The organism is Pantoea sp. MQR6 (assembly GCF_022761075.1).
In the GTDB taxonomy this organism is placed as follows: Bacteria; Pseudomonadota; Gammaproteobacteria; order Enterobacterales; family Enterobacteriaceae; genus Pantoea; species Pantoea phytostimulans.
This window is the reverse complement of the sequence record NZ_JAKYXB010000001.1, coordinates 800635-820197: the sequence shown is the minus strand read 5'-3', so window position 1 is coordinate 820197 and position 19563 is coordinate 800635. Positions and strand designations below refer to the sequence as shown.

At 51.7% G+C, this 19563-nt stretch carries 20 protein-coding genes; 9 read left to right on the top strand and 11 right to left on the bottom strand.

Annotation, left to right across the window (positions count from 1 at the left end):
* Nucleotides 1-110: 110 nt before the first annotated feature.
* Nucleotides 111-1553 carry a pyruvate kinase gene (pyk, locus tag MUG06_RS03740; protein ID WP_215846607.1) on the top strand — a complete coding sequence of 481 codons (1443 nt, stop codon included), beginning with the start codon at nt 111-113 and terminating at the stop codon, nt 1551-1553.
* An 86-nt stretch (nt 1554-1639) separates the two neighbouring features.
* On the top strand, nt 1640-2872 hold the full coding sequence (locus tag MUG06_RS03735) for an MFS transporter (protein WP_243077770.1): 1233 nt from the start codon (nt 1640-1642) through the stop codon (nt 2870-2872).
* A gap of 37 nt (nt 2873-2909) precedes the next feature.
* Here MUG06_RS03735 and lpxM read toward each other — a convergent pair whose 3' ends face one another.
* The 3 genes from lpxM to znuA form a co-directional block, all read right to left on the bottom strand.
* Complete coding sequence (gene lpxM / locus MUG06_RS03730; protein WP_243077769.1) at nt 2910-3893, bottom strand: lauroyl-Kdo(2)-lipid IV(A) myristoyltransferase; 984 nt, start codon at nt 3891-3893, stop codon at nt 2910-2912.
* A 126-nt stretch (nt 3894-4019) separates the two neighbouring features.
* Nucleotides 4020-5351, bottom strand: a complete 1332-nt coding sequence (gene mepM / locus MUG06_RS03725) for a murein DD-endopeptidase MepM (protein ID WP_215846605.1) — start codon at nt 5349-5351, stop codon at nt 4020-4022.
* Nucleotides 5352-5366: 15 nt separating this feature from the next.
* The gene (gene znuA / locus MUG06_RS03720; protein WP_243077768.1) at nt 5367-6314 is read right to left on the bottom strand and encodes a zinc ABC transporter substrate-binding protein ZnuA; all 948 of its coding nucleotides are present in this window, start codon (nt 6312-6314) and stop codon (nt 5367-5369) included.
* Between the two features lie 77 nt (nt 6315-6391).
* On the opposite strand from znuA, the gene znuC reads away from it, so the two are divergent.
* Nucleotides 6392-7147, top strand: coding sequence for a zinc ABC transporter ATP-binding protein ZnuC (znuC, locus tag MUG06_RS03715; protein WP_215846604.1), 756 nt, complete (start codon nt 6392-6394; stop codon nt 7145-7147).
* Nucleotides 7144-7929 (top strand): zinc ABC transporter permease subunit ZnuB, encoded by a 786-nt coding sequence (znuB, locus tag MUG06_RS03710; protein ID WP_215846603.1) that lies wholly within the window; start codon nt 7144-7146, stop codon nt 7927-7929. The genes znuC and znuB overlap by 4 nt, the downstream gene beginning before the upstream one ends.
* Here znuB and ruvB read toward each other — a convergent pair whose 3' ends face one another.
* The 6 genes from ruvB to aspS all read right to left on the bottom strand — a co-directional run bounded on the left by ruvB (nt 7930) and on the right by aspS (nt 13414).
* On the bottom strand, nt 7930-8934 hold the full coding sequence (gene ruvB, locus MUG06_RS03705) for a Holliday junction branch migration DNA helicase RuvB (protein WP_243077767.1): 1005 nt from the start codon (nt 8932-8934) through the stop codon (nt 7930-7932).
* Nucleotides 8935-8942: 8 nt separating this feature from the next.
* Entirely contained in the window at nt 8943-9557 is a 615-nt protein-coding gene (ruvA, locus tag MUG06_RS03700; protein WP_215846602.1) for a Holliday junction branch migration protein RuvA, read from the bottom strand.
* A gap of 97 nt (nt 9558-9654) precedes the next feature.
* Nucleotides 9655-10182, bottom strand: coding sequence for a crossover junction endodeoxyribonuclease RuvC (gene ruvC, locus MUG06_RS03695; RefSeq protein WP_215846601.1), 528 nt, complete (start codon nt 10180-10182; stop codon nt 9655-9657).
* Between the two features lie 37 nt (nt 10183-10219).
* Nucleotides 10220-10963, bottom strand: a complete 744-nt coding sequence (locus tag MUG06_RS03690; RefSeq protein WP_243077766.1) for a YebC/PmpR family DNA-binding transcriptional regulator — start codon at nt 10961-10963, stop codon at nt 10220-10222.
* A 241-nt stretch (nt 10964-11204) separates the two neighbouring features.
* Nucleotides 11205-11636, bottom strand: a complete 432-nt coding sequence (gene nudB, locus MUG06_RS03685; RefSeq protein ID WP_215846599.1) for a dihydroneopterin triphosphate diphosphatase — start codon at nt 11634-11636, stop codon at nt 11205-11207.
* Complete coding sequence (aspS, locus tag MUG06_RS03680; protein WP_215846598.1) at nt 11636-13414, bottom strand: aspartate--tRNA ligase; 1779 nt, start codon at nt 13412-13414, stop codon at nt 11636-11638. Before aspS ends, nudB begins: the two co-directional genes overlap by 1 nt.
* 220 nt (nt 13415-13634) lie before the next feature.
* On the opposite strand from aspS, the gene MUG06_RS03675 reads away from it, so the two are divergent.
* The 4 genes from MUG06_RS03675 to cmoB all read left to right on the top strand — a co-directional run bounded on the left by MUG06_RS03675 (nt 13635) and on the right by cmoB (nt 16696).
* Nucleotides 13635-14456 carry a DUF72 domain-containing protein gene (locus MUG06_RS03675; protein WP_215846597.1) on the top strand — a complete coding sequence of 274 codons (822 nt, stop codon included), beginning with the start codon at nt 13635-13637 and terminating at the stop codon, nt 14454-14456.
* A 68-nt stretch (nt 14457-14524) separates the two neighbouring features.
* Nucleotides 14525-14920 carry an MAPEG family protein gene (locus tag MUG06_RS03670; protein ID WP_243077765.1) on the top strand — a complete coding sequence of 132 codons (396 nt, stop codon included), beginning with the start codon at nt 14525-14527 and terminating at the stop codon, nt 14918-14920.
* 82 nt (nt 14921-15002) lie between these two features.
* On the top strand, nt 15003-15731 hold the full coding sequence (gene cmoA / locus MUG06_RS03665) for a carboxy-S-adenosyl-L-methionine synthase CmoA (protein ID WP_243077764.1): 729 nt from the start codon (nt 15003-15005) through the stop codon (nt 15729-15731).
* Complete coding sequence (gene cmoB / locus MUG06_RS03660) at nt 15728-16696, top strand: tRNA 5-methoxyuridine(34)/uridine 5-oxyacetic acid(34) synthase CmoB (protein WP_243077763.1); 969 nt, start codon at nt 15728-15730, stop codon at nt 16694-16696. Before cmoA ends, cmoB begins: the two co-directional genes overlap by 4 nt.
* 18 nt (nt 16697-16714) lie before the next feature.
* Here cmoB and MUG06_RS03655 read toward each other — a convergent pair whose 3' ends face one another.
* Entirely contained in the window at nt 16715-17338 is a 624-nt protein-coding gene (locus MUG06_RS03655) for a LysE family translocator (protein WP_243077762.1), read from the bottom strand.
* 169 nt (nt 17339-17507) lie between these two features.
* On the opposite strand from MUG06_RS03655, the gene MUG06_RS03650 reads away from it, so the two are divergent.
* Nucleotides 17508-18605 carry a glycerol dehydrogenase gene (locus MUG06_RS03650; protein ID WP_215846592.1) on the top strand — a complete coding sequence of 366 codons (1098 nt, stop codon included), beginning with the start codon at nt 17508-17510 and terminating at the stop codon, nt 18603-18605.
* A 27-nt stretch (nt 18606-18632) separates the two neighbouring features.
* Here MUG06_RS03650 and MUG06_RS03645 read toward each other — a convergent pair whose 3' ends face one another.
* On the bottom strand, nt 18633-19484 hold the full coding sequence (locus MUG06_RS03645; RefSeq protein ID WP_215846591.1) for a hypothetical protein: 852 nt from the start codon (nt 19482-19484) through the stop codon (nt 18633-18635).
* Between the last annotated feature and the right edge of the window lie 79 nt (nt 19485-19563).

Below are 19563 nucleotides of genomic sequence, written 5' to 3'. Positions count from 1 at the left end.
TAACATCACATTTACAATGTGAGTCGTATCACACCCTGTCGATCATATAGAATAAATGACCACACCGTGTCCAAACGAAGGGACATGCTAAATTGTTAACGGAGTCCTTCATGTCAAGACGTCTCAGAAGAACCAAGATCGTAACAACCCTCGGCCCAGCGACTGATCGCGATAATAACCTCGAAAAAATCATTGCTGCTGGTGCAAACGTTGTGCGACTCAACTTCTCCCACGGCACGCCAGAAGATCACCAAATGCGCGCCGATAAAGTGCGTGAAATTGCCGCCAAATTGGGTCGCCATGTGGCCATTCTGGGCGACCTGCAAGGCCCGAAAATTCGCGTATCTACCTTCAAAGAAGGCAAAGTTTTCCTGAACATTGGCGATCGCTTCTTGCTTGACGCTAACCTGAGCAAAGGCGAAGGCGATAAAGAGCGTGTTGGCATCGACTATAAAGGCTTGCCTGCCGACGTGGTGCCTGGCGATATCCTGCTGCTTGATGATGGTCGTGTGCAGTTGAAAGTCCTCGAAGTTCAGGACATGAAAGTGTTTACCGAAGTCACGGTTGGCGGCCCACTGTCCAACAATAAAGGCATTAATAAGCTGGGCGGCGGTCTGTCAGCAGAAGCGCTGACCGAGAAAGACAAAGCAGACATTATTACTGCAGCAAAAATTAACGTCGATTACCTCGCCGTGTCGTTCCCTCGCAGTGGTGAAGACATGAACTACGCGCGCCGTCTGGCACGCGATGCGGGTTGTGAAGCAAAGCTGGTGGCTAAAGTTGAACGAGCTGAAGCCGTAGCAAGCCAGGAAGCGATGGATGATATCATTTTGGCGTCTGACGTCGTGATGGTTGCGCGTGGCGACCTCGGTGTGGAGATCGGCGATCCAGAACTGGTCGGTATTCAAAAAGCCTTGATTCGCCGTGCTCGTCAGTTGAACCGTACCATCATCACCGCAACTCAGATGATGGAATCGATGATCACTAATCCAATGCCGACTCGCGCAGAAGTTATGGACGTTGCCAATGCCGTATTGGATGGAACGGATGCAGTGATGCTTTCAGCAGAAACCGCGGCTGGGCAGTATCCAGCTGAAACCGTTTCTGCAATGGCAAAAGTCTGCTTAGGCGCAGAAAAAATCCCCAGCGTTAACGTTTCTAAACACCGTTTAGAAGTGCAGTTTGACAACATTGAAGAAGCGATTGCCATGTCTTCAATGTACGCAGCAAACCATCTGCAAGGTGTAACCGCTATTATCACCATGACCGAATCGGGCCGTACGCCATTGATGACATCACGTATTACTTCTGGCCTGCCGATCTTTGCCATGTCACGTCACGAGCGTACGTTGAATCTGACCGCGCTTTATCGTGGTGTCACGCCCGTGTTTTTCGACAGCAATAATGACGGCGTTGCTGCTGCGCATGATGCGGTAAACCTGCTGCGCGACAAGGGCTTCCTTGTTTCAGGCGATTTGGTGATTGTGACTCAAGGCGATGTGATGAGCACCACCGGCACCACCAATACCAGTCGTATTCTGCGCGTGGATTAATTTCACGCACCTGACAGCGGCTTTAGTATGATGGACAACGCGACTGCCTGGCAGTCGCGTTTTTATTTTTCTGACAAGGAGGCCAGATGGCCCGCTTTAAACCCATCAGCCAATTGAGCGGACGCATATTGCTGTTTCCGTTGGCGTTGGTTCTGTTTGAATTTGCCACCTATATTGCGCATGACATGATTCAGCCCGGCATGCTGATCGTGACAAACGAATTCAACGTCGGCCCAGAATGGGTGTCTACTTCATTAACAGCCTATTTAATGGGCGGCGTCGTGCTGCAATGGCTGCTGGGACCGCTGTCAGACAAGCTTGGCCGTCGTCCCGTCATGTTATTTGGCATTCTGTTTTTTGCTGCTGCCTGTATTTTAACTACTTGGGTCGACAATATTACGCAATTCGTTAGCCTGCGCTTTGTGCAGGGTATTAGCCTTTGCTTCATTGGCGCGGTGGGCTATGCCGCCATTCAGGAAGCATTTGATGAGGCGTTAGCGGTGCGCATGATGGCGCTGATGGCTAATGTCGCGCTGCTTGCGCCACTGGCGGGTCCTTTAGCCGGAGCCGCATGGTTAACGGTTGGCAGCTGGCGCAGCATGTTTTGGCTGTTTGCAGCCTGCAGCATTCTGGCTTTTGTGGTGTTGTGGCGTGTTATGCCAGAAACCGCAGGCGATCGCAGCCACTCAGTGGCATTGCCTAATCTGGCACGCAGCTATGCGCGGCTGGCGAAAGATCGTCAGGTGATGTATGGCTCGTTTGCTATTGGATTAGTGTTTATTCCGATCCTGACGTGGGTTGCCTTGTCACCGGTGATTTTAATGCACGACGAAGGCTTATCGCGTATGCAATACGCATTGCTGCAACTGCCTGTTTTCCTGGCAATGATCGCGGGAAACCTGACGCTGAGCAAGCTGGCAGGACGTGTGCCTATCGAGCAACCGGTAAAATTTGCCGCCTGGCCGATTCTTATTGGATTGAGCATCGCTTTACTGGCAAGCCTGCTAAACAGCCACAGCTATTTGTTCCTGACCGCTGGTCTGAGCCTATATGCATTTGGTGCAGGCATGGTTAACGCGGGTTTGTATCGCTTAACGCTTTACGCCAGCAGCGAGGGCAAAGGCAGCGTGGCAGCAATGCTTGGAATGATCAGCATCATGACGCTGGCTATCGGCATTGAGCTGGCGAAAAGTGGCTATTTCAGCGGCGGCACGCCTTGGTTTAGCCTGATCAATTTTATTAGCGGTGTGCTGTGGTTTGGATTAGTCACGCTGTTTCTGCGAGAACGTAAAAAACGTGCTCAGGTGACTTCTCTATAAGCTTCTTGAGAGGAAGGCCGCAACAGCGGCCTTTTTGTTACTTTCGAGGATGACGAGGATAAAGCTCATCGCGCTGGTAAGGTTCAATATCGCCCTCTTTGCGCGTTTTAAGCAGCTTCAAAATCCACGTATATTGTTCTGGATGCGGTCGAACGAATACTTCGACTTCTTCATTCATCTGGCGCGCCAGATGGTAGTCATCTGCGTCGAGTAAATCATCCATTGGCGGGCGTACATAGATTTCCAGTTTATGGGTCTTTTCGTTATAAACCGGGAACAGCGGCACCACGCGTGCCCGACACACTTTCATCAGGCGGCCAACGGCCGGTAACGTCGCTTTATAGGTGCCAAAAAAGTCGACAAACTCGCTGTGCTCAGCGCCGTGATCCTGATCGGGAAGATAATAGCCCCAATAGCCCTGACGCACCGAACCGATAAAAGGTTTAATGCCGTCGTTGCGTGCATGCAGACGACCACCAAAGCGACGACGCACACTGTTCCAGACGTAATCCAGCAAAGGATCACTTTGATTGTGGAACATGGCTGCCATCGGTTGGCCTTCTGAAGCCAGCAGCATCGCAGGAATGTCCACCGCCCAACCGTGTGGTACGAGTAAAATCACATTCTGCTTTTCAGCCTGCATCTGGTCGATAATTTCACGACCATGCCATTCAACCCGCTGATGAACACGTCCCGGGCCACGTATGGCGAGCTCTGCCATCATGGCCATGGCTTGAGGCGCAGTGGCAAACATGCGATCAACAATTTCAGCGCGCTGTTCTTCACTCAATTCTGGAAAGCAGTAATAGAGATTGATCAAGGCACGGCGCCGCGCGCCTTTAGCAAGTTTACCCGTGAACCGCCCTAATTTACCCAGGATAGGATCGCGCACTTTGGCAGGTAACATCGCCATACCCGCTAAGGCACCAATCCCCAGCCAATTGCCCCAGTATTTAGGTTTGAGAAATGAACGTTCAAAAACGGGAATAAACTCGATGTTATTTTTTTTACGGGTTTCCATGCACTCGCCTCAATCAATGACCGGCTAATGATAGTGGCGACGTGCAAATTTGCAATCATCCCGCACCAGATATGAAAAAACCGACGGAATAACCGTCGGTTTTTCGCATTACTGCTCAAAAAACGCTTACTTAAGTCCCAACTGAGGCTGCCAGGATTTTACCTGAGCCATGTACTGGGTGCGCTCTTTGCCGGTCAATCCTTCCATACGCGGCAGTTTCGCCGTCAGAGGATTGACCGCCTGGTTGTTGATCCAGATTTCGAAGTGCAGGTGTGGGCCGGTTGAGCGTCCCGTGTTACCTGACAAACCAATACGGTCGCCACGCTTCACTTTTTGCCCTGGTTTTACCAGCACTTTCTTCATGTGCATGTAGCGCGTCATATACTGACGACCATGGCGAATCGCCACATAGTTACCTGCTGCACCACCGTTCTTCGCGACAACAATTTCACCATCGCCTACCGCCAGCACTGGCGTACCGATTGGCAGGGCAAAATCGACACCTTTATGCGGTGCGACGCGCCCCGTGACCGGATTCAAACGACGTGGGTTGAAGTTCGATGAAACGCGATACTGTTTAACGGTTGGAAAACGCATAAACCCACGAGCAAGGCCCGATGCATTACGATCATAAAACTTGCCGTCTTCTGCACGGAAAGCGTAATAATCTTTACCACCCGAGCGCAAACGCACGCCCAACAGCTGACTTTGCGCACTTTTGCCATCCAGCATTTCTCGCGACATCAATACGCTGAACTGATCGCCTGCACGCAGTTTGCGGAAATCCATTTGCCATTGCAGTGCTTTAATTACGGCGCTGGTTTCGCTGCTGCTTAAGCCAGCACGCTGTGCGCTGGCGGCAAAGCTACCCCGCACTTCACCTTGCAATACGTTGTTTCGCCATTCGCCCTTCTGCATTTCAGACTGCATCTTAAAGCCACCTGTATCGGTAAGCTCATAGGTGCGGGTTTCACGACGAGAAATTTCCCAAGACAACGTTTTCAGGCTGCCATCATCGGCCAGCGTCCAGCTAAGTTGCTGGCCCACTTGTAAATTTCGCAGATCGCTATCGCTGCTCACCAATGCGTTGATATTACTAATATCGATTCCGTATTGATTAAGGGCACTACTCAATGTATCGCCAGAAGAAACGGTGTATTCGTGGACACCGCTGGTTTCAGGGACATCTTTATCGATGTCGTCCGCTGGCAATTCATCATCCGGTTCTGGTGTGCTTTGATCAATCGGCTCACTGGCTTCCGGTAACAACGTGCGAAGCTCGTTTTTGTCCAACTCAATGGTTCGAACAATCGGCATCACATCATCGGTAGGATGGTAGACATAAGGCCGCCACACGGCGACGGCCAATGTCACAACAGTTAATGAACCCAGCATTACGCGGTGGGGGCGCGGCAAATTATTAAATGCGAGGGCGACAGAGCGGGCTAACTGCTGCACTTTTTACCTTTTCCTCTAAGCTCCTTTCAGGCAGGTCTCATACTGGCTTGACAGCTGTAAGAGAAATTTCATATAGCTGTCTTTTGATAAGCTGATGTCTGTGCCTAATGGGTCGAGTGTGCCTTTACGCACCTGCGTTCCCCGGGCAACAGCATCGATGACTGCCGGCCTGAATTGTGGCTCAGCAAAGACGCAAACGGCCTTTTGCTCAACCAACTGTGTTCGTATTTGATGTAAACGCTGTGCGCCCGGTTGGATCTCAGGATTTACGGTAAAATGCCCAGTGGGCGAAAGTCCGTAGTGTTTCTCAAAGTAAGTGTAAGCGTCGTGAAAGACGTAATACCCTTGGTTCCTGACCGGTGCGAGTTGCGCGCCAATGCGTTTGTCCGTGTCCGCCAATTCTGTCTCAAACTGCTGCAGGTTGGCGTCAAGTTTGGCTTTATCTTGCGGCATAAGTTCCAATAATTTTCCATGGATTGCAACCGCGGTTTTCCTTGCTATCTCTGGGGACATCCACACGTGCATATTATATTGTCCGTGATCATGATGATGGTGAGACGAGTCTTGATCTTCAGATTTATTTTGTTCGTGGTGCTCATCTTCATCATCACCGCTAATCAATAACGCACTAACTCCTTGTATATCGACAATTTCGAGATTTTTTTTAGCAGGTAATTCTGCCGCTGATTTGCTCATAAACGCTTCCATGTCAGGGCCGACCCAAACCACTAAGTCCGCGTTTTTTAAGCGTTTTGCATCAGAGGGGCGTAAAGCATAATCGTGTTCTGATGCACCATCTGGCAGCAAAACATCGACGGGCGTCACACCTTCGGCAATGGCCGCGGCAATAAACCCCACAGGCTTGATTGAGGCAACGATATTAGCGTGTGCAGGAAGCGACATTGCAGCCGCTAAGGAGAAGGCAGAAAAGGCGAAGAAGCGACCCTTTTTTTTATGTAACATAATGCGACTTTCCATCGTGAGTAAGTGATGGGATGTGATATTATAACATTCTAAATTGTGTGCAACCTGTAAATACTATGTCCTCACTCGTAACTCTTGAAAACGTATCGGTAAAATATGGTCAGCGCACGGTGTTATCTGGCGTTAGCCTTGACTTGCAGCCAGGCCGCATTCTTACTCTGCTCGGCCCAAATGGTGCGGGTAAATCCACGCTTGTACGCGTAGTTTTAGGGCTATTAGCGCCTGATTCCGGCAACGTCCAGCGAGCCGCGGGTTTGCGTATCGGTTATGTCCCGCAAAAATTGCATATTGATCCGACTTTGCCGGTCACCGTTGAACGCTTTATGCGTCTGTCTCGCGGCAGCACAGCTGCAGACATTCTGCCTGCATTAAAGCGTGTTCAGGCGGGCCATCTTTTGAAATCACCGCTGCAAAAGCTTTCGGGTGGTGAAACCCAGCGCGTTTTATTGGCACGCGCCCTACTTAATCAGCCGCAGATCTTGGTCCTTGACGAGCCTACCCAAGGTGTTGATGTAAACGGTCAGGTCGCGCTTTATGACTTAATCGATCAGTTACGCAAGGAACTCAACTGCGGCGTTTTGATGGTTTCTCATGACCTGCATTTAGTGATGGCTAAAACCGACGAAGTGCTGTGCCTGAATCATCACATTTGCTGTTCAGGCACACCTGAAGCGGTATCTCAGCATCCCGAGTTTATTGCCATGTTTGGCCCACGTGAGGCACAACAACTGGCGATTTATCGTCATCACCATAATCATCGTCACGATCTTCAAGGACGTATCGTTTTACGCAGAGGACAAGGTCCATCATGATTGAGTTGTTATTACCGGGCTGGTTAGGTGGCGTGATGTTAGCGCTGGCGGCCGGACCGCTGGGTTCTTTTGTTGTCTGGCGTAAGATGTCCTACTTCGGCGATACGCTGGCACACGCATCACTGCTCGGCGTAGCCTTTGGTTTATTGCTCAGCGTTAATCCTTATTATGCCGTGATAGTGGTCACCGTTTGCTTAGCGCTGGGTTTGGTCTGGCTGGAACGTCGTCCGCATCTTGCCATCGATACGCTGCTTGGGATTATGGCCCATAGCGCACTTTCTCTGGGTTTGGTCGTTGTCAGCTTGATGAAAAACGTACGCGTTGACTTAATGGCGTATCTTTTTGGTGACCTGTTGGCGGTAACGCCTGAAGATTTATGGACTATGGGCGCAGGCGTGGTGCTGGTGTTGGCCGTAATGGCGTGGCAATGGCGCTCGCTATTGTCGATGACTATTAGCCCAGAACTGGCACAAGTCGATGGGGTTAACATCCAGCGCACACGTCTGATACTGATGCTGGTGACTGCCCTAACCATTGGTGTGGCAATGAAATTTGTCGGCGCGCTGATTATTACGTCGCTGCTGATCATTCCTGCTGCCACGGCGCGCCGCTTTGCGCGTTCGCCCGAACAAATGGCAGGTATTGCGGTGATCATCGGAATTATTGCGGTGACAGGCGGACTGACTTTCTCCGCCTTTTACGATACGCCAGCCGGCCCTTCTGTGGTGCTGTGCGCCGCCATCCTGTTCATCATCAGCATGGTGCGCAAGCCGGCGGTGTAATTAGCTTTCTCGCGTTATACCAAAGTGACGATAAGCATGCTGCGTGGCCATTCGGCCGCGTGGTGTGCGTTGAATAAAACCTTGCTGGATCAAGAACGGTTCAATCACATCTTCGATGGTTTCGCGCTCTTCACCAATCGCAGCCGCCAGGTTATCCAGGCCAACCGGGCCGCCAGTGAATTTATCAATGATCGCCAGCAGAAGTTTACGGTCCATGTAATCAAATCCTTCGCTGTCGACATTTAACATGTCCAGCGCGCTACATGAGACTTCACCGCTTAAATCACCGTTGGCTCGCACTTCTGCGAAGTCACGAACACGTCGTAGTAATCGGTTTGCAATACGCGGTGTGCCACGCGAACGGCGTGCTATTTCCAACGCCCCTTCATCGCTCAACGCCAACCCTAAACAGGCTGCACTACGGCTGACAATGTGCTGCAAATCCTTAACTTGGTAAAACTCAAGACGCTGCACAATGCCGAAGCGATCGCGCAACGGCGAAGTCAATGAACCCGCTCGTGTCGTGGCGCCAATCAAGGTAAAGGGGGGCAAATCAAGCTTGATGGAGCGTGCAGCCGGCCCTTCACCAATCATGATGTCTAACTGGTAATCTTCCATCGCCGGATAAAGCACTTCTTCCACAACCGGTGACAGACGATGGATTTCATCGATAAACAGAACATCGTGAGGCTCAAGGTTAGTGAGCATCGCCGCCAGATCGCCCGCTTTTTCTAATACGGGACCAGATGTTGTGCGTAGGTTCACGCCCATTTCATTAGCAACGATATTTGCCAGCGTGGTCTTACCTAAACCCGGCGGGCCAAAAATCAACAAATGATCAAGCGCATCGCCGCGCAATTGCGCCGCCTTGATGAAAATCTCCATCTGCTCTCGCACCTGCGGTTGGCCAACATATTCGGCCAGCAGCTTAGGGCGAATCGCGCGATCAATACTTTCATCTTCAATAACGCTGGCTCCAGAGACCAGGCGATCGGCTTCTATCATGAATTACCTCAAATGGCAGCGCGAAGCGCTTCGCGGATAAGTGTTTCGCAATCCGCATCAGGTTTGCCGAGTTTGCTGATCATGCGGCTCGCTTCCTGCGGTTTATAACCCAGCGCTACTAGCGCTGCAACCGCTTCGCCTTCTGCGTCATTGGTCGCCGGCGCGGTACTTGGCGTGGTCAGGGCAAAAGCTGAATCGCCGCCAAACAGGTCGCCATGCATGCCTTTGAAGCGATCCTTCATCTCAACAACCAAACGTTCGGCAGTTTTCTTGCCTACGCCTGGCAGTTTCACCAACGCAGCGATCTCTTCTTTTTCCACCGCGTTAACAAATTGCTGAGCCGACATACCCGAAAGAATCGCCAGCGCCAGTTTTGGCCCCACGCCATTGACTTTAATTAGCTCGCGGAACAAAGCGCGCTCTTGCTTGCTGTTGAAGCCAAACAGCAGCTGTGCGTCTTCACGCACCACGAAATGGGTAAAAATCACCGCTTCATGGTTGAGTTCAGGTAACTCATAAAAACAGGTCATTGGCATGTGTACTTCATAACCCACACCGTTGGTTTCAATCAGCACCAGCGGCGGCTGCTTTTCTAAAATATTGCCCCGTAGACGACCTATCACCTGAACACTTCCTTTATAAAGAGTATGTGGCGGATTTTATAACATAAAAAAGGCTGGATGAATATCCAGCCTGTATCGCTTGCGTGATCCCTCGCAATTAGGTCGTTCGCAAACGGCCGCGGGTCATTACCAGTTTGCTATCGCTCATTTTCACCGCATTTTGCGAGATATGACAATGGGTTATTGCAATTGCCAACGCATCCGCTGCATCCGCTTGTGGATTTGCAGGCAGTTTCAATAAAGTACGCACCATATGCTGTACCTGTGCTTTTTCTGCGCTTCCTTTTCCCACCACGGTTTGCTTCACCTGACGCGCCGCATATTCAAACACCGGCAAATCATGGTTTACCGCAGCGACAATCGCCGCGCCACGCGCCTGTCCCAGCTTCAACGCAGAATCAGCATTCTTTGCCATAAATACCTGTTCGATGGCGAAGTAGTCAGGCGAAAACTGAGTGATGATTTCGCTAACGCCTGCATAAATCAGCTTCAAGCGCGGAGGCAAATCTGTGGTGTTAGTGCGAATACAGCCGCTGCCTAAATAGGTAAGCTGGCGACCTGTTTGACGAATCACGCCATAACCGGTGATACGCGAACCGGGATCGATACCTAAGATGATCGCCATTACGCGCCTCCGGTTATGTGTTTATAGCCTGACGCCATTACAGCGTTTCCGCGACCTCGTCGGAGATCTCACCGTTGTGATAAACCTCCTGCACGTCATCGCAATCTTCCAACATGTCGATCAAACGCAGCAGTTTTGGCGCGGTTTCCGCATCCATTTCCGCTTTGGTTGAAGGGATCATCGCCACCTCTGCGGTATCCGCTTTGAAGCCAGCAGCTTCCAACGCATCGCGTACAGCGCCCATCTCTTCCCACGCGGTAAAGACATCAATGGTGCCGTCATCGTAGCTCACCACATCTTCAGCACCGGCTTCCAGCGCCGCTTCCATGACCTGATCTTCATCGCGGCCTGGCTCATAAGAGATCACGCCTTTCTTGCTGAACAGATACGCCACCGATCCATCAGTGCCGAGATTACCGCCGGTTTTGGTGAAGGCGTGACGCACTTCGCCAACGGTACGATTGCGATTATCGCTCAGGCATTCAATCATGATGGCTGAGCCGCCCGGGCCGTAACCTTCATAGATGATGGTTTCCATGTTGGCGTTATCATCGCCGCCCACACCACGTGCAATGGCGCGATCCATGGTGTCACGCGTCATATTGTTTGACAGCGCTTTGTCCATTGCGGCGCGCAGACGCGGGTTAGAGCCAGGATCACCACCGCCGAGCTTGGCTGAGGTCACCAGTTCACGAATGATTTTGGTGAAGATTTTGCCACGTTTAGCGTCTTGCGCTGCTTTACGGTGCTTGGTGTTTGCCCACTTACTGTGTCCTGCCATTTTACATTTTCTCCGAACTTGGCATGGTGCAGGCTATCTTGCTAACGATTTTGCTTTCCGGCAGTGCTCGCAATCCTCATGTACAGAAGTACGCTCCGGTTGCTCTGCGCTGGCGGTCAGCAACCTCGCTGCGCCGATTACGCCCGACTGTTTCATTCTGAGGTGCAGTTCAGTGAGCCTGCACCGGTAACATTAAAACCTTAACGAATTTGCCACCGAAAAAACGCGCGGCGGCAGACATTCAGGTAAATTCTTCAATTGCCTGGCGATTACTCCAGGACTTGGTCAGTACTGCTGCGTCTGCGGGTGCAATCCAGCGAAAAGCAAGATGCTCAGTCAGCGCAATATCGCGTTCATTCGGCAGTTGCAGCCGAAACCAGTGTTCGCGATTGTGCGTTGTTCCCGGCGCATAACGATGGCGATAATGCGGGAAGATCTCAAAATCAATCTGACGCTGACAATCTTCTACCGTTAATTGCTCAGCCAACACATCAATCCCTAGCTCTTCTTCCACTTCTCGCTGTGCAGCCTGAAGGGGGATCTCTCCCGCCTCAAGGCTACCCGTGACTGATTGCCAAAAATCGGGATCGTCACGCCGTTGCAGCATTAACACCCGGCCAGTATCTTGCGCATAAATAACCACCAGCACTGAAACCGGGTGTTTGTACACCATTATTTCGACTCTGGCTTTTCTTTCTTAACGACCTGAATACCTAATTCCAGCAACGAAGCGGGGTTGGCTTCGCTAGGGGCTTCAGTCATCAGACACGCCGCGGCAGTGGTTTTTGGGAACGCAATGACGTCGCGAATATTGTCGGTGCCGGTCAGCAGCATTGTCAGACGATCCAGACCAAACGCCAGACCTGCGTGCGGCGGCGTACCAAATTTCAGCGCATCCAGCAGGAAGCCAAACTTCTCACGCTGCTCATGCTCTTCGATACCCAAAATACTGAACACGGTTTGCTGCATTTTGCCGTGATGGATACGCACCGAACCGCCGCCCACTTCATAACCATTGATCACCATGTCATAGGCATTGGCTACTGCCAGCGTAGGATCTGCTGCCAGCTGCTCTGCGCTCATCTCTTTCGGCGCAGTGAATGGGTGGTGCATCGCTGCCAGGCCGCCCTCTTCATCTTCTTCAAACATCGGGAAGTCGATCACCCACAGCGGTGCCCAGGCTTTCTCATCAGTGACGTTCAGCTCACGCCCCACTTTCAGACGCAGCGCGCCCAGCGCATCAGCCACGACTTTGGCGCGATCAGCACCAAAGAAAATGATGTCGCCATCTTGTGCTCGGGTACGATTCAGAATCTCTTCAACGATTTCCGCATTCAGGAATTTCGCCACCGGGCTTTGAACGCCCTCAAGGCCACTCGCACGATCGTTGACCTTCATCCACGCCAAGCCTTTGGCGCCATAAATTTCCACAAACTTGCCGTATTCATCAATCTGCTTGCGGCTCAGCTGGGCACCGGTTGGCACACGCAGCGCGGCAACGCGACCTTTTGGATCGTTAGCCGGACCAGAGAACACCTGGAATTCGACGTTTTGCAGCAGGTCGCCCACGTCAATCAGTTCCATTGGGTTACGCAGGTCTGGCTTGTCTGAGCCGTAACGGCGCATCGCTTCCGCAAAGGTCATCTGCGGGAACGCACCCAGATCCACACCTTTCACATCTTGCCAAAGATTACGGATTAAACGCTCCATAATTTCACGCACTTGTGGCGCGCTCAGGAAAGAGGTTTCCACATCAATCTGGGTAAATTCTGGCTGGCGATCGGCACGTAAGTCTTCATCACGGAAGCACTTAACGATTTGATAATAGCGATCAAAACCCGACATCATCAGCAGCTGTTTGAACAGCTGAGGTGATTGCGGCAGCGCATAAAACTTGCCTTTATGCACGCGGCTTGGCACCAGATAGTCACGCGCACCTTCTGGCGTGGCTTTGGTCAGCATTGGGGTTTCAATATCGAGAAAGCCTTCATCATCCATAAAGCGACGCACGAAGCTGGTAATTTTCGCGCGGGTTTTCAAACGCTGAACCATTTCTGGACGACGCAGATCCAAGTAACGGTATTTCAGGCGCGCTTCTTCGCTGTTGTTCTGATTGGAGTCGAGTGGCAGCGGCTCGGAGCGGTTGATGATAGTCAGCGCTTCAGCAAACACTTCCACTTCGCCGGTTGCCATCTCGGCATTTTTGTTTTTGTCGTCACGCGCACGCACGGTTCCGGTGATCTGGATACAGAATTCGTTGCGCAGTTCAGACGCCAGCTTGAAAGCATCCTGACGATCGGGATCGAAGAACACCTGCACGATGCCTTCACGGTCGCGCATATCGATAAATATCAGGCTTCCCAGATCGCGACGGCGGTTGACCCAGCCGCAAAGAGTGACTTGCTGACCTACATGAGACAGATTGAGCTGTCCGCAATATTCTGAACGCATAACACCATCCTTTAAACTTCACCGCTGCAGCTGACAGCATCAGGCCGCGTAACCATTTGAGATGCTGTCGCAAAAAAGGCGGTCATTATAATGGAAAAAGGCAAACAGGATAAGTAGAGCCGCGCCAAAGCGGGCATTTCATTACTGCATTTCGCCTGTTTGCACCTACTGGCTACTATAAAGGATAATTTGTCATCGACTTTGAGCCAGGAGAAATGGCGTGACGCTTCGTATCGGCCTGCCGCAATGGCAGCATTCGCACTGGAAACGTTGGGGAATTGAGAACCTGGCGGATTATGCACGCCTCTTTCACTGTGTTGAGGGTAACACCACGCTTTACGCGTTACCGAATGCTGAAACGGTATTGCGCTGGCGCGACATGACACATGATGAATTCCGCTTCTGCTTCAAATTCCCTGCCACCATTAGTCATCAGGCCGCGTTACAGCACAGCGATGATTTGCTCGAGGAATTTTTGCGTCTGCTCGATCCTCTTGCCGATCGCATCGGGCAATATTGGTTGCAGTTGCCCGCCCGCTTTTCACCGCAACAACTCGATCAACTGTGGCAGTTTCTGGACAGCTTGCCGCGCCGTTTCTCTTATGGCGTTGAGGTTCGACATCCCGAATTCTTTGCCAAAGGGGAAGCGGAACGCAGATTAAATAGCGGGCTGCTGGAACGCGGTGTTAATCGCGTCATCCTCGACAGCCGACCGGTGCATGCTTCAACCTCGCAACATCCCGCTGCACTGCATGCGCGCCAGCAAAAACCGCGCGTTCCGCCCCATGCACTGCGCACGGGATCACAGCCGATGGTGCGGTTTATCGGCAGCGACAGTGTGGAAGAGAGCGTACCGCTGTTTCAAATTTGGCTGAATAAACTGGCGGAATGGCAGCAAAACAGCGATCCCCTGCTCTTTCTACACACCCCCGACATGGGGGAGGTTTTTCCGCTGATACAAGCGCTTTGGCCGCAGTTACAGCAGTTAGATCCCAGCATCGGTAGCGGGCCCGATTGGCCGCAACAGGATTCACTGTTTTAAGTATTCAGCGGGACAGTGAACGCCTGGCTGGCTAGAATGGCTGCCTTAGCACGATTTCTGGAGTTTTAATGGTTAGCGCGTTGTATGTGGTGTTAGGTGCCTTGTTAGTGATGAAGTTTACGCTGGATGTGGTGCGCCACCGCCGGCAATATCGCGTGGCTTATGGTGATGGCGGCGTTTACGATTTGAAAATGGCGATTCGCATTCATGGAAATGCCATCGAAACCATTCCGCTTGCGTTGCTGCTGCTGATCGTCATGGAAATGAACGGCGCGGACATCTGGATGATTCATCTGACTGCACTGCTGTTTTTCATTGGTCGCTTACTTCACGCTCACGGTTTACGTCACAGCGTCATGAAAGGACGTAAATATGGCATGATGCTCACGCTTTTTGCCCTGTGCGGCATGGCCATTTTCAACCTGATTTACCTGCCGTGGGAATTGGTGTTGACGCTACATTAAACGGTGCAGGCTTAACGGGTGCAGCCTGCGGCAGTTTCTGCCAGAATAGCGCCCTTTCCGCCCTCTCTTCGGATTTTTCGTTATGTCTGACCGCGATACGCTATTTTCCGCGCCCATCGATAAACTGGGCGACTGGACCTTTGACGAGCGCGTGGCTGAAGTCTTTCCCGACATGATTCAGCGCTCGGTGCCCGGCTACTCCAACATCATTTCGATGATTGGCATGCTGGCAGAACGCTTCGTTCAGCCCGATAGCCAGGTTTATGACCTTGGCTGTTCGTTAGGCGCGGCGACCTTATCGGTGCGCCGCAATATTCACGTGCCGGGCTGTACCATTATTGCCGTGGACAACTCGCCGGCAATGGTCGAGCGCTGCCGTCGCCATCTTGATGCGTTTCGCGCTGACACACCGGTCACGGTGCTGGAAGCCGATATCCGCAATATCGTGATCACCAACGCCTCAATGGTGGTGCTTAACTTCACGCTGCAATTCCTTGAACCGCCAGCGCGCTTAGCGCTGCTGAAGAAGATCTGGCAAGGTCTGAATCCGGGCGGTGCGTTAGTGGTCTCTGAGAAGTTCAGCTTTGAAGATGCGGAAGTGGGTGAACTGCTGTTCAACATGCATCACGATTTCAAACGCGCTAACGGCTACAGCGAGCTAGAAATCAGCCAAAAACGCAGCATGTTAGAAAACGTGATGCTGACTGACAGTGTGGAAGCACATAAAGCACGTCTGAAAGCGGCGGGCTTTTCGCATGCTGAGCTGTGGTTCCAGTGTTTTAATTTTGGTTCGTTGGTGGCGTTGAAATGATCGATTTTGGCCGTTTTTATCAGCAAATTGCCGTCGGCCCGCTCGCCCAATGGCTTGAAGTCTTGCCTGGGCAAATCAGCACCTGGCAACGTGAAAACCTGCATGGGCACTTCCGCGACTGGTATAAGTCGCTGGAATATTTACCGCTGCTTGAGCCGCAACGTCTGGATTTATTACACAGCGTGAGCGCGGATCGCGACGACATCAGCGATCGTCATCGTCAAGGCATTGAGAAATTGCTGCGCAACCTGATGCCGTGGCGCAAAGGCCCCTATTCGTTGTACGGCACTGAAATTAATACGGAATGGCGTTCTGACTGGAAATGGGAACGGGTGTTACCGCACATCTCCTCGTTAGCCGGTCGTACGGTTCTGGATGTGGGCTGCGGCAGCGGTTATCACATGTGGCGCATGATCGGTGCAGGCGCACATTTTGTGGTGGGCATCGATCCCATGCAGTTGTTTTTGTGCCAGTTCGAGGCGGTGCGAAAACTGCTGAATGACGATCGGCGTGCACATCTGCTGCCCATCGGCATTGAACAACTGCCCGTTTTACAAGCCTTTGATACCGTATTTTCCATGGGCGTGCTCTATCATCGCCGTTCGCCGCTGGATCACCTGCTTCAGCTGAAAAATCAGCTGGTGAGCGGTGGTGAACTGGTGTTGGAAACGCTGGTGATCGAGGGCGATGTGAATCAGGTGCTGGTGCCAGGCGAACGTTATGCGCAGATGCGTAATGTATTCTTTATTCCGTCTGCCGAAGCGTTGAAAAGCTGGCTAGAAAAAAGCGGCTTCGTTGATGTGCGTATCGTGGATTATGCGGTGACGTCCACCGATGAACAGCGCCGCACCGACTGGATGATCAGCGAATCGCTGGCCGAGTTCCTGGATCCCAACGATCCAAGCAAAACGGTGGAAGGTTATCCCGCTCCGCTGCGTGCCGTGTTAGTCGCCACCAAGCCGTAATCTTTACCGGCGAGGCTGTTACCGACGAGAAAAGGCCAGCTTCGCCGCAAATCCAATAAACACGCAACCCGTCAAACGATCCATTATTTTCAAGATGCGGGGTTGACGCAAATGGCGGGAAAAATAGTGACTGCCCCCTATCAGCACCGCGTTCCACACCAAGCCCAACAGCATATGCGCCAGCGCCATCAACGTGCACCATAACGCCACCGACGCGCCAGCAGGAATAAATTGCGGCAAAAAGGTCACGTAGAAAACCCCCACTTTGGGGTTGAGCAGGTTACCGAGCAATCCACGGCTAAAGCAGGTGAGATAACGCTGCTGTGCGGAATCGCTGCTTTTAACGTCTTCAGGTTGGCTACGAGGGTTAAACAGCAGCTTCAATCCCAGATAGAGCAGATACGCTGCGCCCAGCCATTTTAGCAAATTGTAGGCTATTTCAGAGGCCAGCAGCAGCGCGCCCAATCCTAATCCCACTGCCACACCCCAAAGCAAACAGCCTAACGTCACGCCCAATGCCGTCACGCTGGCACGCTTCCATCCCTGCGCCGCAGCAGATCGCAGTACCAACGCGGTGTCGAATCCTGGTGTTAGCGTCAAAATCGTAATGGCGAACAGAAAAGAGATCAAAGTCGTGGTCATGTATAGCGTCCTGATTGATTCAGCACAACATAGCAAGATCTGTGGCTGGTGTAACCTTAACGTAATAAATGAGACGTATTTTCATTACCCCAACTAGTACTAAAGCAGCGAAAGCATTTTGTGCCAGGCTGATATCGGCCTTCTATTTTCATATCAAGGAGTTGTGATCATGAGTAAATTTATCTTCTCTTCACCCCGTAAATATGTGCAAGGCGCTGGTGTGTTGGACGAACTGGGTCCTTACATCGCTGAATTGGGCAATCATGCTTTTCTGGTCGCGGATGATATCGTCTGGAAATTGATTGGTGAGCGTGCACAACAGGCGCTGAAAACCGCCAATATTGACTTCGTCTGGCAACAGTTCAATGGCGAAGCCTCTAGCAACGAAATTAACCGCCTGAGCGAATTAGCCAAAGCGCAAGGCTGTAACGTGATTGTTGGCCTTGGCGGCGGTAAAACGCTGGATACGGTGAAAGCCATTGCTGACGAATTGAAGCAGCCGGTGGTGATTGTGCCGACGATCGCCTCAACCGATGCGCCTTGTAGCGCCCTTTCAGTGATCTATTCCGACAGCGGCGTGTTTGAAAGCTATCGCTTTTACAACAAAAACCCTGATTTGGTGTTGGTCGATACCGCCGTGTGCGCCAATGCGCCTGCGCGACTGTTTGCTTCAGGTATTGCCGATGGTTTGGCAACCTGGGTCGAAGCACAAGCCGTGGCCCGCTCACATGCGAAATCAATGGTCAACGGCGATCCCACCATTGCCGGTTTGGCGATTGCGCGTGCCTGTGAAGAAACGCTGCTGAAATGGGGTTTCAGTGCCTATACTGCCGTCAGTGAGAAACGTGTTACCCCTGCGGTGGAAGCGGTAGTGGAAGCTAACACGCTGCTTTCCGGTTTAGGATTTGAAAATGGTGGACTGGCGGGTGCCCATGCGATCCACAACGGCTTTACGGCCATCGACGGCGAGATTCATCACCTCACGCACGGCGAGAAAGTCGCTTACGGCACGTTAACGCAAATGGTATTAGAACAGCGCCCGGATGAAGAGATTGCCCGCTATATTCGCTTCTATCGCTCCATCAATATGCCTACCACGTTGAAAGCGTTGCATCTTGAAAACGAGAGTTGGGAGAATTTAGTTAAAATCGGTGCGCTAGCCAACAGTGACGGCGACACGCTGAAAAACCTCAACCCGAATCTCTCGCCAGAAGATATCGCTAATGCGATTGTGGCGTTGGACGCGTTTAGTAAAACAGTTAACTAATCTGTTCGGGGCGATCGGTGGATCGCCCTATTCTTCTGACGCTGCCGGATTATCCCAATACTGATATTTGTATGCTGAGCTAAGGTGTCGCTCAATCGTGCCTTTATCGAAAATTTCGGTTTCGTGCAGGTAACTCAGTGTGCAGTTTCCCACTTCGTCCCACAATTGACACTCATCTACCGAACGGATTGTACTGACCGGTGTGCTGGCAGTGCCATTAAGGCGCAACTCACGGAATTGCTGATCGTAGGTATAGGTATCTTTGCTGCGCGATGAACTGGCGCTTACCACTAAACCTTGCGGATTCCAGCGATAATGGTTTTCACCGTTGGTCATTTCATCGGTGCCGCGCGCCACGCTTTTTTCCAGCCGATACTGTGCGTCGTAGCGATACGTGGTGTCAGTGAAACCGTTTTGTCCCATGCTGATAAATTTGTCTGAGGAGCTGACAATGTTACCGTTTTTGCCCATTTGCCAGTTGATGGTGCCTTGACGATTGTCGACCACCACTTCTTTGCCTTCCTTCAGCACTTTGACCAAATAGGCATACTCTGCAACCCAACCGCCTTGTACCCGAGCAATATGTTGCTCCATGCTGAGAATCACGTTGCGCTCATTCTTGTCATAGCTGACATCGGCAACCATCAAATCGCCGCAGGGATCAAACTGACCGAGCACGCGTTTTTGCGAGTTTACATCTTTGCCAAATTCTCCGGCGATGACCTGCCGCACTGCACCTTTCGCACTGCCGCCTAACATAATCCAGTTATTGCTGCTGGCAATGACGCCGCTTTGTGGTCCGCAATTGCTGGCCGCAAAAAGTGGACTGCTCAACGCAGCCGCTAACAAGGATACGGCAGAGATCAGGAAGCTTTTCATGATGTAAGTCCCAGACAACAGTACGTTAAGTGTAATCGCAACGGCGTTTATCGGCGGGAAAAAGCGTAAATAGCAGGCA